Annotated in this window: 14 protein-coding genes, 3 pseudogenes and 1 CRISPR repeat array; of the genes and pseudogenes, 3 read left to right on the top strand and 14 right to left on the bottom strand. The window is 36.7% G+C overall.

Annotated elements, in window-relative coordinates; all coding sequences use genetic code 11:
- Window positions 1–310: 310 nt before the first annotated feature.
- Window positions 311–1251: pseudogene (locus tag NSQ85_RS04490) on the bottom strand (lysostaphin resistance A-like protein).
- A 198-nt stretch (window positions 1252–1449) separates the two neighbouring features.
- Here NSQ85_RS04490 and NSQ85_RS04485 point away from each other — a divergent pair.
- Together NSQ85_RS04485 and NSQ85_RS04480 are read left to right on the top strand one after the other, a co-directional pair.
- Window positions 1450–3660: an ABC transporter substrate-binding protein/permease gene (locus NSQ85_RS04485; protein ID WP_179972139.1), complete on the top strand. Its 2211-nt coding sequence runs from the start codon at window positions 1450–1452 to the stop codon at window positions 3658–3660.
- A complete protein-coding gene (locus NSQ85_RS04480; protein ID WP_179972140.1) occupies window positions 3660–4400 on the top strand; it encodes an amino acid ABC transporter ATP-binding protein in 741 nt (246 codons plus the stop codon). The genes NSQ85_RS04485 and NSQ85_RS04480 overlap by 1 nt, the downstream gene beginning before the upstream one ends.
- 72 nt (window positions 4401–4472) lie before the next feature.
- Here NSQ85_RS04480 and NSQ85_RS04475 read toward each other — a convergent pair whose 3' ends face one another.
- From NSQ85_RS04475 to NSQ85_RS04450, 6 genes and pseudogenes are all read right to left on the bottom strand, one after another.
- On the bottom strand, window positions 4473–4670 hold the full coding sequence (locus NSQ85_RS04475; protein ID WP_002953361.1) for a hypothetical protein: 198 nt from the start codon (window positions 4668–4670) through the stop codon (window positions 4473–4475).
- Window positions 4671–4742: 72 nt separating this feature from the next.
- On the bottom strand, window positions 4743–6056 hold the full coding sequence (obgE, locus tag NSQ85_RS04470) for a GTPase ObgE (RefSeq protein ID WP_179973900.1): 1314 nt from the start codon (window positions 6054–6056) through the stop codon (window positions 4743–4745).
- A 93-nt stretch (window positions 6057–6149) separates the two neighbouring features.
- Window positions 6150–6278, bottom strand: coding sequence for a DUF4044 domain-containing protein (locus tag NSQ85_RS04465; protein WP_179972142.1), 129 nt, complete (start codon window positions 6276–6278; stop codon window positions 6150–6152).
- Between the two features lie 81 nt (window positions 6279–6359).
- Window positions 6360–7091, bottom strand: coding sequence for a pseudouridine synthase (locus tag NSQ85_RS04460; RefSeq protein ID WP_179973901.1), 732 nt, complete (start codon window positions 7089–7091; stop codon window positions 6360–6362).
- A complete protein-coding gene (locus tag NSQ85_RS04455; RefSeq protein WP_232086259.1) occupies window positions 7092–7535 on the bottom strand; it encodes a GyrI-like domain-containing protein in 444 nt (147 codons plus the stop codon).
- Between the two features lie 531 nt (window positions 7536–8066).
- A pseudogene (locus NSQ85_RS04450) lies at window positions 8067–8452 on the bottom strand (PaaI family thioesterase).
- Between the two features lie 328 nt (window positions 8453–8780).
- On the opposite strand from NSQ85_RS04450, the pseudogene NSQ85_RS04445 reads away from it, so the two are divergent.
- Window positions 8781–9667: pseudogene (locus NSQ85_RS04445) on the top strand (DMT family transporter).
- 37 nt (window positions 9668–9704) lie between these two features.
- Here NSQ85_RS04445 and NSQ85_RS04440 read toward each other — a convergent pair.
- From NSQ85_RS04440 to ezrA, 7 genes are all read right to left on the bottom strand, one after another.
- On the bottom strand, window positions 9705–9944 hold the full coding sequence (locus NSQ85_RS04440) for a hypothetical protein (protein WP_179973902.1): 240 nt from the start codon (window positions 9942–9944) through the stop codon (window positions 9705–9707).
- 83 nt (window positions 9945–10027) lie between these two features.
- A CRISPR array of direct repeats spans window positions 10028–11121; the repeat unit is 36 nt; unit sequence GTTTTGGAACCATTCAAAACAACACAGCTCTAAAAC.
- A 321-nt stretch (window positions 11122–11442) separates the two neighbouring features.
- Window positions 11443–12102 carry a type II-A CRISPR-associated protein Csn2 gene (csn2, locus tag NSQ85_RS04435; protein ID WP_179974538.1) on the bottom strand — a complete coding sequence of 220 codons (660 nt, stop codon included), beginning with the start codon at window positions 12100–12102 and terminating at the stop codon, window positions 11443–11445.
- Window positions 12092–12436, bottom strand: coding sequence for a CRISPR-associated endonuclease Cas2 (gene cas2, locus NSQ85_RS04430; protein ID WP_179973903.1), 345 nt, complete (start codon window positions 12434–12436; stop codon window positions 12092–12094). The genes csn2 and cas2 overlap by 11 nt, the downstream gene beginning before the upstream one ends.
- On the bottom strand, window positions 12433–13302 hold the full coding sequence (gene cas1 / locus NSQ85_RS04425; RefSeq protein WP_179973904.1) for a type II CRISPR-associated endonuclease Cas1: 870 nt from the start codon (window positions 13300–13302) through the stop codon (window positions 12433–12435). Before cas1 ends, cas2 begins: the two co-directional genes overlap by 4 nt.
- On the bottom strand, window positions 13302–17474 hold the full coding sequence (gene cas9 / locus NSQ85_RS04420; protein WP_340781239.1) for a type II CRISPR RNA-guided endonuclease Cas9: 4173 nt from the start codon (window positions 17472–17474) through the stop codon (window positions 13302–13304). The genes cas1 and cas9 overlap by 1 nt, the downstream gene beginning before the upstream one ends.
- A 347-nt stretch (window positions 17475–17821) precedes the next feature.
- Window positions 17822–18469 (bottom strand): phosphoserine phosphatase SerB, encoded by a 648-nt coding sequence (gene serB / locus NSQ85_RS04415; RefSeq protein WP_179972148.1) that lies wholly within the window; start codon window positions 18467–18469, stop codon window positions 17822–17824.
- Between the two features lie 111 nt (window positions 18470–18580).
- Window positions 18581–20305, bottom strand: coding sequence for a septation ring formation regulator EzrA (gene ezrA, locus NSQ85_RS04410; protein ID WP_179972149.1), 1725 nt, complete (start codon window positions 20303–20305; stop codon window positions 18581–18583).
- Window positions 20306–20329: the final 24 nt, after the last annotated feature.

Genomic DNA, 20329 nt, shown 5'->3' with positions numbered 1-20329 from the left:
GTCATCATGTTCCAACAGTTTTCCATGACCTTTGAGATTTACGATACCGTCTATGAGAAGAATAATGGATAATAAGAGCCAAAATAAAACAATGAGACCAAGGAACTGCTTGACTAGATCTTCACGAAGGGAACCTCTAATAAGCTCAGGAAAAAGGATCCATAAAGACAAGACGGAAAATATAAGGCTAACCACTATTTTCAATTTCAATATGAGCCTATCAAGCTTTACTATCATCTCGTCCCCTTTTTCAAATCTTTCTTCTATTTTAACATAGAAGTAAAAAAGACCGAGTCTTTAGAACTCAGACTTAAGAATTTTCTTTTTTCAATTGTAGTTGAAGAATAACAATACCAGTCAGGAGAACGATATAGGTGATAATATTACCTTCTAGACCAAAGGCTCCACTTGATAACCAATCCGATACACCTGACTTGGTATGGAAGTGCAATAGTCTATCACCTGCATTCTGTCCACTGACTGCCACGCCAACTAGATATCCTTGCGTAAAGTTTCAAGCACCATGAAGGGCTGCCACTCCCCAGATATTATCTGTCTTGAGCATGTAAATAGCCATGAGAACTCCTACTAGAATAATACTGATAAGAGACAAAGGCAGTGACACCTTGATTTCCTAGGTGTAGTATTGAAAAGAGAGAGCTTGAAATAGCAATTCCCAAGGAAAGGTTCAATTTACTAGTCACCGTCTGAAATAGCCAACCACGTGTCACCAATTCCTCAGTCCCGCCCTGGATAAACCAGAAAGGAAACAAAAATAAGATATATATATAAAGGTTCTTTAAGAAAAGTCCACTTTTACAAAAAACTCTAAGCCACCAAGTAAATAAATCCCAAGGAAACTCGCTAACAAGAGTAGAGCCCCAAAGCCCCACCCCTTAAGTAAGTTCAAGCAAATATTCCCCTTAGAAAATTCGAGTGTACGAATGGGACGTTTTTCAACAACTTTAACTCAGATAAAGATAACTAAGGCAGTAAAGACAAAGGTTCCCAGCTGAAAATACAAGCTTGAAAACAGTTTAGTGGAAATCGTATTTATATTCGAAACTGAATGTTGCCATTAAATATCAAGAATGAAAGAATAACAGTCATGGGACCTCCCACAACAATCCCTGCTAGAAATCCACCTATAAGGACATATCCAGAGGCAATAAAGCAGGAAAGCATAATCATCAGCCAACTAGGGAATTTATCATATCGGCTGGTATATTTCTCAAGCATACTTTTCTTCATTTTCAGCTCCTGTAACTAATCTTCCATGTATTAGAGTACAGTGTAACGAATTGACACAAACTTGTCAACTTCTTCTATAACAACTCTCACAATTAACAAATCTTGTTATATTTTCTGACATTACGCTTCTCAGAGTTTGATAACAAGGGCTTTTTTTGATAGAATAGAAAGGTATTTTATGAAGGAGAACTTTTTATAATGAAGAAAAAACTTCTGACACTCTTTTTGAGTGCCATGTCAGCTCTCTTTGTTTTCGGAGCTAAGGCATCTGCTAGCACGATTTCAGTAGTTTCAGATACAGCCTATGCCCCATTTGAATTCAAAGACTCTGATCAGACCTACAAGGGTATCGATGTTGATATTATCAACGAAGTTGCCAAACGTAAGAATTGGGATGTTAACCAAACTTATCCTGGTTTTGATGCAGCCGTTAACGCAGTTCAGTCAGGACAAGCAGACGCCCTCATGGCAGGTACAACTGTAACTGAAGCACGTAAGAAAGTCTTCACTTTTTCAGACACTTATTACGACACATCAATTGTTATTTACACTCGTAGCAACGACAAAGTCAGCGACTACAAACAATTGAAAGGTAAAACAGTTGGTGTTAAAAATGGTACCGCCGCTCAAACCTGGCTTGATAAAAACGCTAGCAAGTATGGTTTCACTGTTAAAACTTTTGACACTAGTGACTTGATGAACAACAGTTTGGACTCTGGTTCAGTTTATGCAGCCATGGACGACACACCAGTTGTTCAATATGCTATTGGTCAAGGTAAAGACTATGCTATCAACATAAAGCCTGAATCTATCGGTAGCTTCGCTTTCGCTGTAAAAAAAGGTGGAAAGCACGAAAGTCTTATCAAGGACTTCAATGAAGCCCTTAAGGAAATGAAGGAAGACGGCACCTACGATGAAATCATGACCAAATGGTTGGGTGACTCAGCAAAAGCTTCTTCAAAATCTTCATCGTCAAAACCGTCGGAAGCTCTTAACTTGACTGGTGATGCTAACGCAAAAGCTACTCCTACTAAGGAAATTTACACCATCTCAATGGACTCATCGTTTGCACCATTTGAATATCAAAATGGTTCTGGTAAGTATGTTGGTATCGACGTTGACATCATCAATGCCATTGCTAAAAACCAAGGTTTCAATGTTAAATTAACTAACCCTGGTTTCGATGCATCACTTAATGCCGTTCAATCTAGCCAAGCCGATGCGGTATTGGCTGGTATGACCATCACTGATGCCCGTAAACAAATCTTTGATTTCTCAGATCCTTACTACACTTCAAACATTCGTTTAGCTGTGAAAAAAGGCTCTAACATTAAGAAATACGAAGATCTCAAAGGTAAGACTGTTGGTGCCAAAAACGGAACATCTTCTTACTCTTGGCTAGAAGAGAATACCAACAAATATGGCTTCACGCTTCGTGCATATGATGAAGCTTCTACTATGTATGATAGCTTGAACTCTGGTTCAATCGATTCCCTTATGGATGATGAAGCCGTACTTCTATACGCTATCCAACAAGGACGTAACTTTGAAACACCTATTAAGGGAATCTCTACTGGTAAAGTTGGCTTTGCTGTTAAAAAAGGGTCTAACCCTGAGTTGATTGAAATGTTCAACAATGGTTTAGCTGCTATTGTTAAAGACGGTACTTACGATAAGATTATCAACAAATACCTTGACAATAACAAATCTAAAGAAAAGACCTCAACCAAAGTTGCCGATGAAACTACAATCGTAGGCTTAATTAAAAACAACTATAAACAACTTCTCCAAGGTCTTGGAATTACCCTTGGATTGACCCTTCTTTCATTTGCTATTGCCATGATTATCGGTATTATCTTCGGTATGATGGCAGTTGCACCAAACAAGACCCTTCGTGTGATTTCACAAATCTTTGTTGACGTTGTCCGTGGTATTCCATTGATGATCGTTGTAGCCTTCATCTATTGGGGTATTCCGAACTTGATTGAAAATATCACCGGTCACCAGTCACCAATCAATGACTTCGTGGCTGCGACTATAGCCCTCTCACTTAATGGTGGTGCTTATATTGCTGAAATTGTGCGTGGTGGTATCGAAGCTGTCCCTATTGGTCAGATGGAAGCCAGCCGAAGCTTGGGTGTCCCATACAATACAACAATGCGTAAGGTCATCTTGCCACAGGCTATTCGTTTGATGTTGCCAAACTTCATCAACCAATTTGTTATCTCATTGAAAGATACGACTATCGTATCAGCTATCGGTTTGGTCGAACTCTTCCAAACTGGTAAAATCATCATTGCTCGTAACTATCAATCATTCCGTATGTATGCGATTTTGGCCATCATTTACTTGGTCATCATCACATGCTTGACGAAATTGGCTAAACGACTAGAAAAGAGACTTAAATAATGGCTGAATTGAAAATCGATGTGCAGGACTTGCACAAATCATACGGCGACAATGAAGTCCTTAAAGGCATTGACGCCAAATTCTACGAAGGGGATGTTGTATGTATCATCGGTCCTTCAGGTTCAGGTAAATCAACCTTCCTTCGTACTCTTAACCTACTTGAACCAATAACTTCTGGTAAAGTAGTCGTTGATGGCTATGAATTATCAGACCCTAAGACAAACCTTGACAAAGCCCGTGAAAATATCGGGATGGTTTTCCAGCATTTCAACCTCTTCCCACACATGACTGTCCTTGAAAATGTGACATTCGCACCAGTTGAACTGGGACGCATGACTAAAGAAGAAGCTGATAAATTAGCTATGGATCTTCTAGACCGTGTCGGACTTTCTGACAAAGCTGATGCTACACCAGATAGCCTATCTGGTGGACAAAAACAACGTGTGGCAATTGCGCGTGGTTTGGCAATGAATCCTAACATCATGCTCTTTGACGAACCTACTTCTGCCCTTGACCCTGAGATGGTCGGAGACGTTCTTAACGTTATGAAAGAATTGGCAGAGCAAGGTATGACCATGATTATCGTTACTCACGAAATGGGATTTGCCCGTCAGGTTGCTGACCGCGTCATCTTTACTGCAGACGGTGAGTTCCTTGAAGATGGTAAACCAGATCAAATCTTCGATAACCCACAACATCCACGTTTGAAAGAATTCTTGGACAAAGTTTTAAATGTCTAATCATTAAAACAGTTACTCCTAATGAGGTAGCTGTTTTTGATTACCAATTTAAATAAAAAAACAGGGCAAGTACTACACTTGCTCTGTTTCTTCATTTAATTCAGGGTGTTTTGCCGCTTCTTTCCTTGCCAAACGCTCACGCTCAAGACGGAGTTTTCGGTTAGGGTTTAAGCGCGTAAAGAGTTCTTCAAGTTTCTTCGGATTCCAGACATCAGCCGCAGAAACAAAATTCCCATCTTTATCCTTGAAGGATATTGGTTTATTTCCCATTGTAAACCACTCCTTTCAATAATTTGTTGTATTCAATATGTAGTTATATCACACTAATCCATGCGACACAAGTCAATCCATAAACTCAAATTCGAAGTTACCAATACGAACAATATCGCCGTCCTTAGCACCACGTTCACGAAGGGCTTCATCAACTCCCATACCACGCAATTGACGAGCGAATTTCATAATAGATTCATCACGTTCCATGTTAGTCATGACAAAGAGTTTTTCAAGTTTTTCACCAGAAAGTACCCATGACGCATCATCGTCACGACTGATTTCAAATGGATGTTCTTCTTCGTTAAAGCCGTAGTATACTTCTTCTTGTTCCATATCATCTTCGTTATAGAGCAAGAATTCATCTGTTTGATCAAGTAGTTCAGCAGTAGCTTCCAAAAGATTTTCCAAACCTTGATGGGTCAAACTTGAAATAGGGAAGATTGGTGGCAACTCATCAAATTCATCATAGTTAGCAGCCAATTTTTTCTTAAACTCTTTCAAGTTTTCCTCAGCCTCAGGCATATCCATCTTATTAGCAACAATAATTTGTGGACGTTCCATCAAGCGCAAGTTGTAAGTTTCCAGCTCTTTGTTAATTTGAAGATAATCCTCGTAAGGATCACGCCCCTCACTCGCTGACATATCAATAACATGAAGGATAACACGTGTACGCTCGATGTGGCGGAGGAACTGTGTTCCCAAACCAACCCCCTGGCTAGCACCTTCAATCAATCCTGGGAGGTCGGCCATGGCAAAACTCTCTCCTGACTTTGTACGGACCATTCCCAAGTTAGGAACAATTGTCGTAAAGTGGTAAGCACCAATCTTTGGTTTTGCTGCCGTTACCACACTGAGAATTGTTGATTTACCAACAGATGGGAAGCCAACCAAACCAACATCAGCCAAAATCTTCAATTCCAATTGAAGTTCGCGCTCTTCACCTGGTTCACCATTTTCAGCGATTTCAGGAGCAGGATTACGAGGTGTCGCAAAACGGATATTTCCACGTCCACCACGTCCACCATGAGCAACGACAAACTCTTGGCCATCCTCGACCATATCAGTAATAACCTTACCTGTTTCAGCGTCACGCACTGTCGTACCAGGCGGGATGCTAACGATAAGGTCCTCAGCTCCTCGACCATGCATACCCTTGGTCATCCCTTTTTCACCGTTCTTAGCTTTGAACTTACGGTTATAACGGAAATCCATAAGGGTGCGCAAGCCTTCATCAACCTTGAAAATGACTGACCCACCCTTACCACCGTCACCGCCCCAAGGACCGCCATTTGGCACATATTTTTCACGACGGAAGGCAACCATCCCATCGCCACCACGACCAGCTTGGACACTGATCTTGGCTGTATCTAAAAACATACTCATTTATATTCTCTCTTTCTGATTTGTATACTGTGTTCTAATTTGATCTCAGACTAAAGAATTTCCGACATACACAAAAAAACGCTTGATAGCGTCTTAACGAACAGCTGAGACTACTTGGAAAATCAATGCCCCAACTGTTACTACTAGCATAATCAAAACGACTAATACTGTTAGACGTTCAAAAAATGATTTCTTACGTGGTCCGTTATCTCCAAATGCCACTTGAATTTACCTCGTTTTTTCTTCTAGAATATCACAATAATAGTAACAAAAATTCGCCTATTTCGCAACTACTAGACTATCTTAAGTCAAAGGAATTCCAAAAATAGTTAGAGCGTCTAACTCCTCCTGTGTCAAACGTCGCCAAGCACCAAGATCTAAATCATTTGGCAGGCTTAAAGGTCCCATTTTCAAACGTTGTAAATCCGCCACTTCCTTACCGCAAGCGGCTACCATACGCTTAACCTGATGGAATTTTCCCTCGGCAATGGTAATTTGAACCAAACTAGTACTCGCATTCCTGTCGACTGATACAATCTCTAATTTCGCTGGCTGACAAGTATGGTCTTTAAGCTTGATCCCTTTTTCAAAAGCCAAGATATCCTCTTCATCCATAATACCAGCCACCTTGGCCTGATAAATCTTGTCCACATGCTTCTTGGGAGACAGCATAGCGTGGGCTAAGTCTCCATTATTGGTCAATAAAAGAAGACCATGAGTATCAATATCCAAGCGACCAACTGGAAAAACCTGCTTATGTCTTGCTGTCTCATCGAGTAAATCGAGGACAGTCTTATGACGAGAGTCTTCCGTTGCTGAAATGACACCTTGCGGTTTATTTAAGAGATAGTAAACAAAGGTCTCATGTGTCAACTCCTGACCCAAGTATGCAATTAGGTCTTTATCCTCATCAATCTGAGTCTTAGGTGATGTCTCCACCTGCCCATTTACGGTCACTTGCTTCTTTTTCAGAAAGGTCTTGACTTGACTACGACTCCCGACACCACAGTCTACCAAAAACTTGTCCAGACGCATCTATACTTCCTCCTTTATTGGAATCCACACTTTCATCTCATAATCGTCAGCCTGATGATTACCTAGGGGATAAACCTCTACACTTGGTTGGTCAATCATCTCACAATGTTTCTTCGCAGAATGAAAGCTTCCCCAGACAGCTGCCGTTGCAGGGCCCTTCAACTTGAAAATGGCATACGTAGCTGGCGCAAAAACAATCATTTCCAGACTATTGTCCTCACCATCCAAGGCTGTTACATAAGTCTTTCGACTCCCATCATTAATCCCAATACCATAGGTTGAGACAGTCAAATTATCTTTTTCTGCCAAAAAAAGGAGCCAGAGAAAAGCTGTTAGCTTGCCTAGTTCCTCACCATCAAAAGCCATCCCTGAAAAACTCAAAAAAACTTTTCGAACAACCTTCACATCATGACGAACGGTTACTAAATCTAACTTTTGTATCACTTTTTTAAGCTTTGTCAGCTCAACTGGAACCTCATCATCTAGTATATAGGAATTTTTTCTACAAATGCTTCTTTTTCAACATTTCAAGATCCAACACCCAACCTTCAGATCTCACACTCTTATCTTCAAAAAGGTAGCTGAGATGCTTACCTCTCTCATTAAAGACCCGTCAACTAAACAATAAAGGGATTCAGACAAACCAATAACCACCATCTCCAGCCCAGTCACTTGAAACATAAGTTCTTGGTCCCTAAGTCGTACCTTCATCGTCAGACTTTCAGCACCTATAGTAAAACTATTATCCAAATCCATTGCGGAATGAAAAAAGATCCGGTGTATACTAGAAAAAGTCCAGACGGTATGCCAACGACACATCATCTCATAATTATCAATAGTCACAAGAAGAGAAAATCCCTGCTGATCAGAGACACAAGAATATTCCTGAATACTCAATTGGTCTGGTATCAGGTAGTCATTTACAAAGACTGCAAAGTCATCCATAGTTTAAAAATCTGACATAAGATTCCTTCTCTACTCCGAAATCGAGCCCGTCACATACATGGTAAAGGTCGCTCTAGTAAGAATTTTTTCCTCCTGATTAGTAATGAGGACTTCTACTACCTTGGTCGTTTTACCATTATGCACACAAAGACCTTCAAGCTTGAGTTGGTCAGACAAATGACCTGCCTTTAAATAATTGATATTGGACCGAAGAGTTACAGCGTAGTCTCCTGTTGAAAGTGCCACAAGTCCTGCCACCTGATCACAGAGCGTAAATAAATAACCACCATGAGCATTATACCAAAATAATTTAAGGACTTCTCGACCACCTCAGTAGTGACAATCACATGTCCAGTTTCAAATAGTTCTTCTTGAAAATTCTCAAACACATGGATTTCATGTAGTTTGTCTTGCATAGCAAGCCCTCCTATCAATACCCATTCCACCACAAGTGAAACAGGTTGTCTATAGCTACTAGTATAACACGAATTTCTCAACAGATAACAAGCTTATTTGACTAAGCTGATATCAACATCTATATCCTCACGAAAAAGATTCTTCGCTCGGCAATAAAGTATCTAAAAAAGACAAGATTTCCTGCTCATTATCACTATTCAAGTCCTTAGGTAGATGAATGTCAAGCTTGAGATGCCCTTCTTCATAGCTAGAATCAACCTGAATTGCATGCTCCTCTATTTAAGGTGCTATAATAGGTGTGGAAATCCATAATCAGGGGGTGAGACAATGAAACATAAAATCATCTTGGGATGTTTGGCTGCAGCTACCTGCGAGATCCTTTTTGGGCTCAGTTTTATATTTACCAAATCGATTACAGCACAGGTCAGTGGCCTTGCCTTAATCTCTTGGCGTTTTGTCACAGCCTTCTTCTTTGTCAACCTTTATCTTCTCACAAGAAGACAAAAGGTAGTCATAAATGGCAGAAATCTCAAACCACTGATACGTATTGCCATCCTTAATCCTATTATCTATTTTATCTGCGAAACAATTGGAATTCGTATGACTACTGCCTCTGAAAGTGGAGCATTCCTCGCTTGCATTCCGGTCGTCGCACTTATCATGTCTAGTCTTATTTTGAAAGAATGGCCAAGTCGTTGGCAAGTGGTAGGTGTCGCTACAACCCTCATCGGTATCATTATTGCCGTATTCGCTGCGGGTGGCTCCACCAACTTCTCACTTGTCGGCTACTTCATTTTAGGTTTAGCCGTTGTCTCCTATGCCCTTTATTGCGTTGACGTTGAAAAAGCCAGTCAATTCACTAGCTTTGAGATTACCTATTTTATGTTAGCCAGTGGTTGCCTTACATTTGGAGTCTTTGCACTGAGCCATGGCTTTCTAGCGGGTAAAAAGAGCTTTTAACACTCCCTTGGTGTAATCCAAAGTTCGCCATAACCATCCTGTACCAAGGATTGGGGTGTAGTGTTATAGGGTATATCCTTTCAAATTTTGCTATCGCAACTATCGGGGTTAACCGAACTGCTTCTTTCATTGGTATATCAACGATTATCTCAATTCTAGCTGCTGTAGTATTCTTAGGAGAGCCCTTCTCAAAGTTACAAATTTTAGCGGGAATCTTGGTAGTCCTTGGAGTCTATGTGGCTAATAAAAATTAAAACTCTTGGAAATTTATCTTCCAAGAGTTTTTTGCTGTCAATCAAGTTCTACCTGAATCAAAACCACAAGCTCTTTCTCATTAAAAATACTACTTACTGCCGTCAAATCAGGCAAGACCTGGTCCACATAATAATAAATAATATAAGCCAAAAATACTGACGATTTCGTCATAACATTAAATAAAGAAGCTACCTGAATAATCCGACCAAAATTGGGAAAACTAATCCTGCAAGCTTCCTCAATCGTGTGAAAAATAGCTGGATATTCATATAACATGTCCCTTCTCACATTTCAATACTAGACTCCTTTATGAAAAGATGAGTTCTAAGAGATGTCAACCGAAAATTATGATAACAAAAGTTTTGGAACCATTCGAAACAACACAGCTCTAAAACTAGCGTCATAACCAAAAAAGACAACATCAAGTTTTGGAACCATTCGAAACAACACAGCTCTAAAACTGTTTTCTTGTGAGTATAGTTACTTAGGAAATTTTTTGGAACCATTCGAAACAACACAGCTCTAAAACATTTGAGATTTGAGTTTTTCTATTTCAAGCGTTTTGGAACCATTCGAAACAACACAGCTCTAAAACTACTAAGAGCCATCAACGGGCTTACACTTGGTTTTGGAACCATTCAAAACAACACAGCTCTAAAACTCTATAATTGTTCTTCCATTCTCTGGGATAGTTTTGGAACCGTTCAAAACAACACAGCTCTAAAACAGACTTGCGTTTCCACCGACTTGATACCAAGTTTTGGAACCATTCAAAACAACACAGCTCTAAAACTCTTTACCTGGTAAACCGTCATTACCTCTAGTTTTGGAACCATTCAAAACAACACAGCTCTAAAACAGATTAATGTCCTTGTAGTTTTCGATGAAAGTTTTGGAACCATTCAAAACAACACAGCTCTAAAACAGCGTAGCGTAGTGTATGTGTAGCACCACCGTTTTGGAACCATTCAAAACAACACAGCTCTAAAACATTTAGATTAGACAATAACACCAATGGTGAGTTTTGGAACCATTCAAAACAACACAGCTCTAAAACGTCTTGGCATTGACGATAATACGACCAACGGTTTTGGAACCATTCAAAACAACACAGCTCTAAAACATGGTAGAGCAGGGTTCAGTTTAACTCAGAGTTTTGGAACCATTCAAAACAACACAGCTCTAAAACACAGTTGCTACAATTTCGTCATAAGTAGTAGTTTTGGAACCATTCAAAACAACACAGCTCTAAAACATATTATCATTAAGATGGTCCATTCTTTGAGTTTTGGAACCATTCAAAACAACACAGCTCTAAAACTCATGCTATACCTCACTATTCAGCGGTTTTGTTTTGGAACCATTCAAAACAACACAGCTCTAAAACAGTGGTGGGAGACATATCTACTTAAAAAAAGTTTTGGAACCATTCAAAACAACACAGCTCTAAAACCTCGTAGGATATCTTTTCTACCAGATTTCGTAATCGCACTATTAATCTCAGCATGACTTCAGCTTCAAAATAATTCCACTTTTATATTTATTATACCTTAAAAAGCCTTATATATCAACGTTTTAGACAAGATGTGACTGTCACCATATTAGATTATTTCTTAATAATCATATGTCAAGCAACTTAACTCCTCCTCTATCAAATCCTTATAATCTACTCTCTAACAAAATGATTATCCCATTCAACTTCATACAGAAACTACTAAATACTAAAAGATAGTCTTGAAATAACTCAAGACTATCTATACTTATTACCAATTTACTAGTTATTATAGGGCATCAAAATATAGTCCTTGTCTAAAATAAATTGTTGAATCCCTTCAATCTGTCTAGGTTCCAAAAATAATACATCAGCTTGTGATAACTTTGTATATTCCAAGATTTGATAAATTTCATCTTTAGAAAAATACGACAAGCTATTGACGAATACTAAAATTCTCTTTTTAACTAAATATTTAAAAATCTGTAAAATCTCAAATATTTTTTCAAAAACCGTACAAGACTTAGTTTCGATTCTGACACCTAATGCTTTAATTAGTTCTAAAAGTGCAATCTCATCATACTCTATATCTAGTTCATTTTCTATACACTCTGCCATTATAATATCAGTAATTAATGATACCAAAGAATCTATTTCTGATCTAACTTCAGGTTTATCATTCAACTGGCTTACAATATCTGTGTGAAGCAACTTTAATACCTGAGAAGTATTAATATCGTAACCTAAAATATCCGTTATTAAAAGTAATTCAGAGGACCTTATACTCCTTATTTTACTATCAAATATTGTTAAATTCGATTGTTCATCATACTGATAGAATTCCTTGACTAACTGAGCAAACACACTCACATCCTCAATTACGAGAACTGTCCCCAGATTAACCTCCATAGGCTCATCCAAAAGTGAAAAATTAATCTTCATCACAATAGTTTTCTCCTAAAAATACTAATCTTTCGTCTGAGTTGGCAATACTTGTGTTTTTATCTCCGTACAAATAAATCATACGGGCAAATTGCTTTTCAGTAACTGTTAGTATTGTTATATTTCCTTTTTTAGGATTATTAGCCTTAAGTCGTCCAACCATTGCTGTATTGGCGGTATGATTTAATAAAAGTTTACTATATACCGAAAACTGGTGCATGATAAAACCTTCACTTAAGAGGAACTTTCTAAACTTACGATACGCTTTTCTATCTTCAGCAGTATCTGTTGGCATATCAAACATTAATATCATTCGCATATATCTATAACTCATATTCTAAATTCAGGAATTTCATCATCTAACTGATTTAACGCTTTTATAACTTTTTTTGTATAATCACTAACAATGTTTGATAAATACATCTCTTTTCCATTATAGGTATAGGTTTCTGAAAAAATCGAAAAGAGTTCTTTTTTGATTTTGACAAAATTCTTATGTCGATTTTGATAAACAATTCTATCTATTATTGGCCTAAATGGCTCCATAATATCACTAGCAAGGTTAAATTGATTAAACTGGTTAGCATGTTTTAAACCAATTTGTGTCATACAACCACAGACGACAACCTCACGTGCAAACATACTCAATAACAAGGTATAACCATAATCCAGCGCTGCATTGATATCATTATCACTTTCCCTAGTAAAATCATTACCGAAAAGCGTATTAAAATAAATTCTGGCAGAGTGACCCTCACGATTACTAGGATCAAACCGTTCTAATCCATGATATAATTCCATAATAGATTGAGATTTCTCAAAGAAGGAACATTCTCCCAAATAGTAAGATTGATTCAATATCTTTTGTGCAATAATAGCAGTCCATACCTCACATTTAACATTTTCCTTCCACGCAATTTGTCTAGCTATTTGCAGACTAGAATCATGACGTGCATAATACGGTGTAAGAAAAGCTGTCGGCAATCGTTTATCATCACAGAAAATAACTAGAATATTTTCATCAACTAATCTCTTCACTAACATAGTAGTCAATACAATGTCAGTTGTTTCCAATAAAAGTATATCAATTTCAGAAAGATGAATCATCTCAGTTTTATATGAGTTTCTAAAAATAAGGTGATTATTCTTATATGACAGTTTAGAATGTATGTTTACGACTACTGTTCTCCAACCTGCCATTAACCCTCTCCTAGTTTGGCAAGGTCTATTCGTGTTTCATAGAGGCCTGTAACAGATTGATGAATAAGTGTGGCATCTTTTAATAGGGATGATGGGGTATAGTCTCTATACCTTGGAATTTTAACACCTAAAAATTCAAAATCAGCAGCACTTCCACGAGAGGTTAATTCAAATAGCCCCTTTCTTTCACTTCCGGTAGGTCCTATAAAACTACTACAGAGTTCATCTATACTATGATTTTGCCAAGATTGAAAGGCAGAGTTTAAGAGTTTACCATTCTTTTTAGCTCCAACATAATTATCATTAAACTCAAGAATGTAGTAAAATAATTCTTCAAACTCTTTTTTATGGTTCTCAACATATTTTCTATGATTATCATTAATTGTGTTACTTATTCTCTTAGCATGATAAAGTAATTTCACAAACTTCTGTGAAAGAAAAATCTGATTTCCTTTGTGAATCTCTCCCCTCTTATTATTCGTTGACAAAATACTAGCCAACATACGACGTGAACCATCTGAAAGTTCAAATAAACTATATTTAGGTAGTTCAATAATTAACTCAATATCTTTATAACCTTTTTCAAGTAAAAAATTAAGTTTATCTTTTCTATAATTAATCCTATCTAAAATAGAAATACCTTGAAATTCTAGTACATTTGTTATTTTTTTCTTAGCACCTTTTTCAATTGTCCCTTTAACAAGAACAGCAAAAGAATTAGAAATTCCAGCATACCCCCCATACTTTTTGGGGTTAAGAAACTCTTTAGCACCTACTAAATTTTCATTACTATTTGGTTTTGGTTTTGAGGAAAGATTTGCATTAAACAATCCCTTTGGTTTTCCTCTATCCAATCCGTGATTCTGTTCCTCAACTTTTTTCACAACATTTACTTGCGGATAAGAGAGTACTCTCCTTACAGTTGCTAAATCAGATTCTTTATTCCAAACAGATTCGCCGGTCTCCTCATTTACCTCAATAAGTGGTTTTTCAATAACTCTACCATCAGCTAAAGAAATAGATTTTTTAAAGATATTCATGATATTTGAATAGAAATATACCTTTTCTGTAGCGGACTTTCTTTCTCTAAAACTATTGTATTTTGGATAATCACCGTACACAAATTCTGGCTCTAGTTTAGGGTATTTCTTAAGTAAAGCACTTGCTACAACGGCATTCAAGTAGGCATCATGAGCATGATGAAAATCATTGATTTCACGAACTTTATAAAGTTCAAAATCCTTACGAAATTGAGAAACTAAGGTAGATTTCAAGGTAATAATTTTTACTGTTCGTACCGCTCTATTATTTTCATCTTTTTTATTATTAAATTTCTCATCAAGTAAACGCGCTACATGTTTTGTTATTTGACGTGTTTCAACCAACTGGCGTTGAATAAAACCAGCTTTGTCCTCAGGTGACAATCCTCCCCGTTCAGCTTTTGTCAGATTATCAAATTTTCGTTGAGAAATTAATTTTGATTTCAATAATTGATACCAAAGTGTCTTTCTTTTTTTGACAACCTCTAAACTTGGAAAATCATCTGATTTACCACGGTTACTAGCAGATGAAACAAGTACTTTATTGTCAATAGAATTATCTTTCAAAAAAGCTTGAGGAATAATATGATCAATATCATAATTACTTAATCTATCAATATCTAAATCATCTCCGGTATACATATCTTTTCCATTTTGAAGATAGTATAAGTAAAGTCGATCATTTTGAAGTGCGTTATTGTCTATTTTAGAAAGTTTTGCAGGAATATTTTCCTTAAGTATCTTACTACCTAACTCTTTGAGAGATTTTTCTAAACGTTTCAAGCGTTGTTGGGAATTAGACTTACCTTGATTGGTATATTGATTTTCACGAGCCATCTCAACAACAATTGACTCGGGTTTTCTTCCTCCCATTACTTTGACCAATTCATCTACAATTTTTATGCTTTGTAAAATACCTTTTTTAATAGCAGGACTACCTGGCAAAGACTTAACGACCTCTTTAATATTATCTTTATCTTCGTCACCAATAATTTGTGCTTTCTGTATCTTCTTTTTAAAAGAAAGAGCATCATCGTGAATAAGTTGCATGAAATTACGGTTAGAAATACCATCATCAATTAAGTAATCAAGAATAGTATTACTAGATTTTTCATCTCGAATACCATTAATAAGCTTAGCAGATAACTTACCCCAGCCAGTGTAATGTCTACGAGATAACTTTTTCAAAACGGATTTATCGAATATATTCTCAAATTTTGAAAGACGTTGTTTTATCATCTCTCTATCTTCAAAAATTGTCAAAGTATGGATAATTTCTTCGATAATCGCTTCATTTGAACTATCATCCAAAAACTCTTTATCATTAATAATTTTTAAAAGATCGTGATATGTAGATAAACTAGAATTAAACTGTTTCTCTATGCCTTTTAATTCAATTCCATCATACCCATAAATTGCATGTAAATATTCAATAATATCCTTATCAGTAACTTTCCTTTTATCTTTAAAATAAAGTCTAACAATATCTTTCTTCTGCTTACTATCTAAAAATTGATAACCTCTCATACTTTCGGCAATAAATCTAACTTTTGTTAATTCATTATATACATTAAAAGTTTCGTATAAGAGACTATGCTTTGGAAGTACCTTCTCTTCTGGCAAATACAAATCAAAACTAGTCATTCGATTAATGAAAGCCTCTGCCGAAGATTCTTTGTCAATAACGTCCTCAAAATTCCAAGGTGTAATTTTTTCATTTCGTTTTCTTATTGACCAGGCAAAATCACTATTCCCTCTCGCAAGTGGACCTACATAATAAGGAATTCGGAAGGTTAAAATCTTCTCGATTCTTTCTTTATTTTTAGCCAAGAAAGGATAAAATTTAGCTTGCTTATCAAGAATTGCTCTCATTTCTTGAAGATGAATCTGATATGGTATCGAACCATTATCAAATGTACGTTGCTTTCTCAAAAAATCTTCTCGATCAATTTTTTCAAGAAAATAGTCCGCACCTTCACCTTCAAATTTAGCCAATAGTTTTTTTAGATATACGTAGAAATCTTCCTGATTTGTTTTTCCATCAATATAACCAGCATAACCTTTTTTGGTGTCATCTTTAAATACTTCATTATACGTTTTTAGTGAAATATTTCTTATATATTCCTTTAGTAACACTAAATCTGCTTTGTGTTCATTATATCGCTTTATCATAGCAAAAGAGAGAGGTGCTTCTGTCTCATTACCAGTTACAGTCAGAAAACCCGATAAAAGAATAGCATCATAAAGTTTCTTTGCTTTGAGAAAGACATCACTGTAATCATCTCCAATATAACCTAACAAAGCCTCTAAATCTTCATCATAGCTTTCTTTGGAAAAATGTAAGGAGGCTTTTTCGTCTAAATTAAAACATTTCCTAAAATCAGCTTGATTTCCTACAATCAACTTTAGAAACTCTGAAAAAATCCCCGAATTCTTCTCCCCAGGGAAGAGTTTTAAGAGACGATCTTTCTTAGCTGATTTACTAATTTTGTCTTTAACAATTTCCTCAAGTTGTTTACTATTCTCAAGTGATAAATCCGATTCAAAAATAGCATTATAAGTGTCCAAAAAGTCTTGAAAATTCTTCTGAATATCATTATTTTTTGAATTAAACTCTCCTTCAATTAAGAAGTGACCTCTATATTTAATCATATGAGCCAATGCAAGATAAACTAGACGCAAATCTGCTTTTTTAGTACTATCTGCTAAATATTTCCTTAAATGATAGATAGTTGGAAATTCATCATGATAGGCTTTTTCTTCTACTAAGTTTCCAAATACCGGATACTTACTATCACATTTATCATCAGGAACTAAAAACGAATCGTCAAGTCTTTGAAAGAAAGCATCATCTAATGTAGCCATCTCTGTGCTAAAAATTTCCTGCAAATAAAGGATACGATTACGGCGTCTAGTATAACGTCTTCTTGCAGTACGCTTCAATCTTCTTCCTTCTGCAGTGATTCCAGAGTCAAAGAGTAATACACCTAACAGGTTCTTTTTGATATACTTTTTACTCGTATTTCCTAAGACTTTCATTTTTTTAGACGGAACCTTGTAATTATCAGTTATTACAGCCCATCCAACACTATTCGTTCCAATATCAAGTCCAATTGAGTATGGATTAGTCATACATTTCTCCTTATTTGAAAAATCTAAATTTATAGAAATTATTATACACTTATTAAACAACATTTCAACATCTAATAGAATTACTGATTAAATAGTATGACGTTAAAATCTTGTAATTAAAATCTTGTAATCAAGAATAAAATTTTTTATACTTTACCCTATAGTAAATTGACATATTAGTTATAAAACTATATAATAATAATTGTGATTTGAAACCATTCGAAACAACACAGCGAGTTAAAATAAGGCTTAGTCCGTATTCAACTTGAAAAGGTGGCACCGATTCGGTGTTTTTTTTATACACAAAGAGTCCCTTGGAATCATCCAAAGGACTCTTTTTATCTCTACTATTGTCTCACCTCATCAAAGATCTCAATGACCTTATACAAATCTGGTTCTGTAATCTGATAAGGAGCTTGTGCACGGACAATTGGTTTGGCACAAAAGGCGATGCCTATGCCGGCTGTCTTAATCATAGGCAAATCATTGGCTCCATCACCCATAGCAATTGTTTGAGAGAGTTTAAGTCCATTTTCCGCTGCCCAATCTTTAAGCTTAGCTACCTTGACATCTTTGGTAACAATCTCACCATAAACCTTTCCAGTTAAGAAACCATCGATCACCTCAAGGTGATTGGCCTTCACATAATCAATACCTGCCTCTTTTGCCAGTCTATCAACTGTTTCATGGAAACCACCAGAAACTAAACCTACCTTGAAGCCACGTGAGTGGAGTTCATCCACAAGTTCCTTGGCTCCCCTGTTGAAATGAATGCGGGCATAGACCTTCTCAAATATACTGTCAGGCAATCCCTTAAGGGTTGCCACACGCTCATTCAAAGCCTGTCTGAAATCTAATTCTCCACGCATGGCCCGCTCTGTGATTTCAGCGACCTCTTGACCAACACCAGCCTCTTCCCCCAATAAATCAATTACTTCTTCTTGGACCAGAGTTGAGTCTACATCCATAACTAATAAGCCTTTTACTTCTGACATAATTTCCTCTATTCTTTAATACCTATATAACTTTTATTAAGCTTCTCATTAACCTAAAAAGAGATAAGGTTCTTCAAAAAAAATCCTGGACCTAGGCCCAGAATCTTTCTTCTACATACGAATTTGTTCGCGTGTTTTTTCGTAAGACGATACAAAACGATCTGTTACACCTGGTTCTACAGTTTCCAAGGCGTAAGAGATTTCTTCCAAAGATGCATCGTAGTCATGGTCGACTTCGAACAACTTAAGCGCATGCTCAAAGCTACTTTGAACAGCAGGTTCGAAAGAGCGGTAACGGTTTGAGTACTGCAAAAGTTGTTCAGTCAAGGTTGCATTTTGAACAACCAAATAAGCAGTCTCTTCCAAATGCTCAATAGCATTTTTTGACGTTTCAGTCAAACGCATTACTGCATCAATATTAATACGTCCACGGCTGAGCTCATCCATTAGAGCTTCAATTTGTGCACTTGTTGAGAAGAATACACTCAAGAAGGATTCAGGAATACCTGGAAGATTTCGTTTTTCCATGTAACGCTTGATAACATGCAATTTATCAATATAAACATCAAGCTGATCACGCGCCTTAGCTTCATTTTTCTCGATAGCTCGAAGATTTTCAAAAACCTCAACCTGTCCATTTTCAACAGCAGACAAGGTGTTGAGACTCTTTTCGAAGATCTTTTCAAGTTCTGAGAAAGGTTTCACCTTATTATCAAAGTTTTCAAGTGTTGGAAGAACCGCTGTTTCAACACTCGAAATATCTGAAGTAAAGCTACGTACATCTGCTTCATAAGTTTCATCGAAAATGTAAGTTAACATGAGACGCTCAAGCTCTTCTCGAAGTTTCTTGTTATTTTCTTTAGCATGCTTGAGATAATCTGGCAAAATTTTCTTTTGACGCATAACAACCTTGTATGATGCAATTTCACGTTCGAAAATACTATACAAGTTGTCAATCTTTTCTTGAATATCAGCATTTTTTTCTTCCGCACGATCCAGATCAAGAGAAACCAACTCACTTGAGTTTGAACGGATAGCTTCACGAATTTCCTGGAAGTGACGTTCAATATTTTTCTCAGGGAAGTGGTAATTTTGCTCAATCAACTTGCGGTAGCCAGATTCCAAATCATCCAACTGATCTGGGAAATCATCTTCCAACTTAGCTACAATGGCTGGAATCTTCTCTGTAATTTGACCCAAAGCAATGGTGTGCTCCTCTGCACGGTCCAAAATGCTCGATGCCTCAACAGGGTCACCTGATGAATTAAGAGTCACGAATTCGTCAAACTCCGATTCAATATTTTTAAGCTGTTTAGTGATCTCATCCAAAGTAGAGCCAAAATTATCAGAGTTTTCTTCAATAGAATTTTTCAACTCTTCATACAAGTCAAGTGCGTGTTTAACACGAGCACTGTTTTTTTCTTCTTGTTCTTTCAAGTTTGAGATCGCCTCACGGATAGACTTAATGTCTTCTTCCACAAGATCTAATTGACTCTCAATATTATTGATTTCAGCACTAGCTTTGAAGAAATGAAAGTTATCATTCATATTTTCAGCTTCAAAAATATGATTTTCAATATCTGCGAATGATTTTGTTGAGATATCTATCCATTTCTGATTCCATTCACGGAAAGTTGTTTGACTTTGTCCAATCAAATGAAGATTTTTAACTTCTTCAATTTCTTCGTTAATTGGCAAGTCAAACAATTTTTGCTTGCGTTCTTCAAGCTGTGCAATCCGCGAATCATTTCGTTTTCTAATAAGAATACCGACTAAGTAAGCGACAATTACAAGTATAACTGCCACTACAATCAGTAAAACAATTCCGCTAGACATAGTTTCTCCTTAATCGTCTATTAT

Origin of the sequence: Streptococcus sp. FSL L8-0526 (assembly GCF_038007145.1) — a bacterium.
Taxonomy (GTDB): Bacteria; Bacillota; Bacilli; order Lactobacillales; family Streptococcaceae; genus Streptococcus; species Streptococcus thermophilus.
Note: the sequence above shows the minus strand (reverse complement) of the source record. Positions and strands in the feature narration are given on the sequence as shown.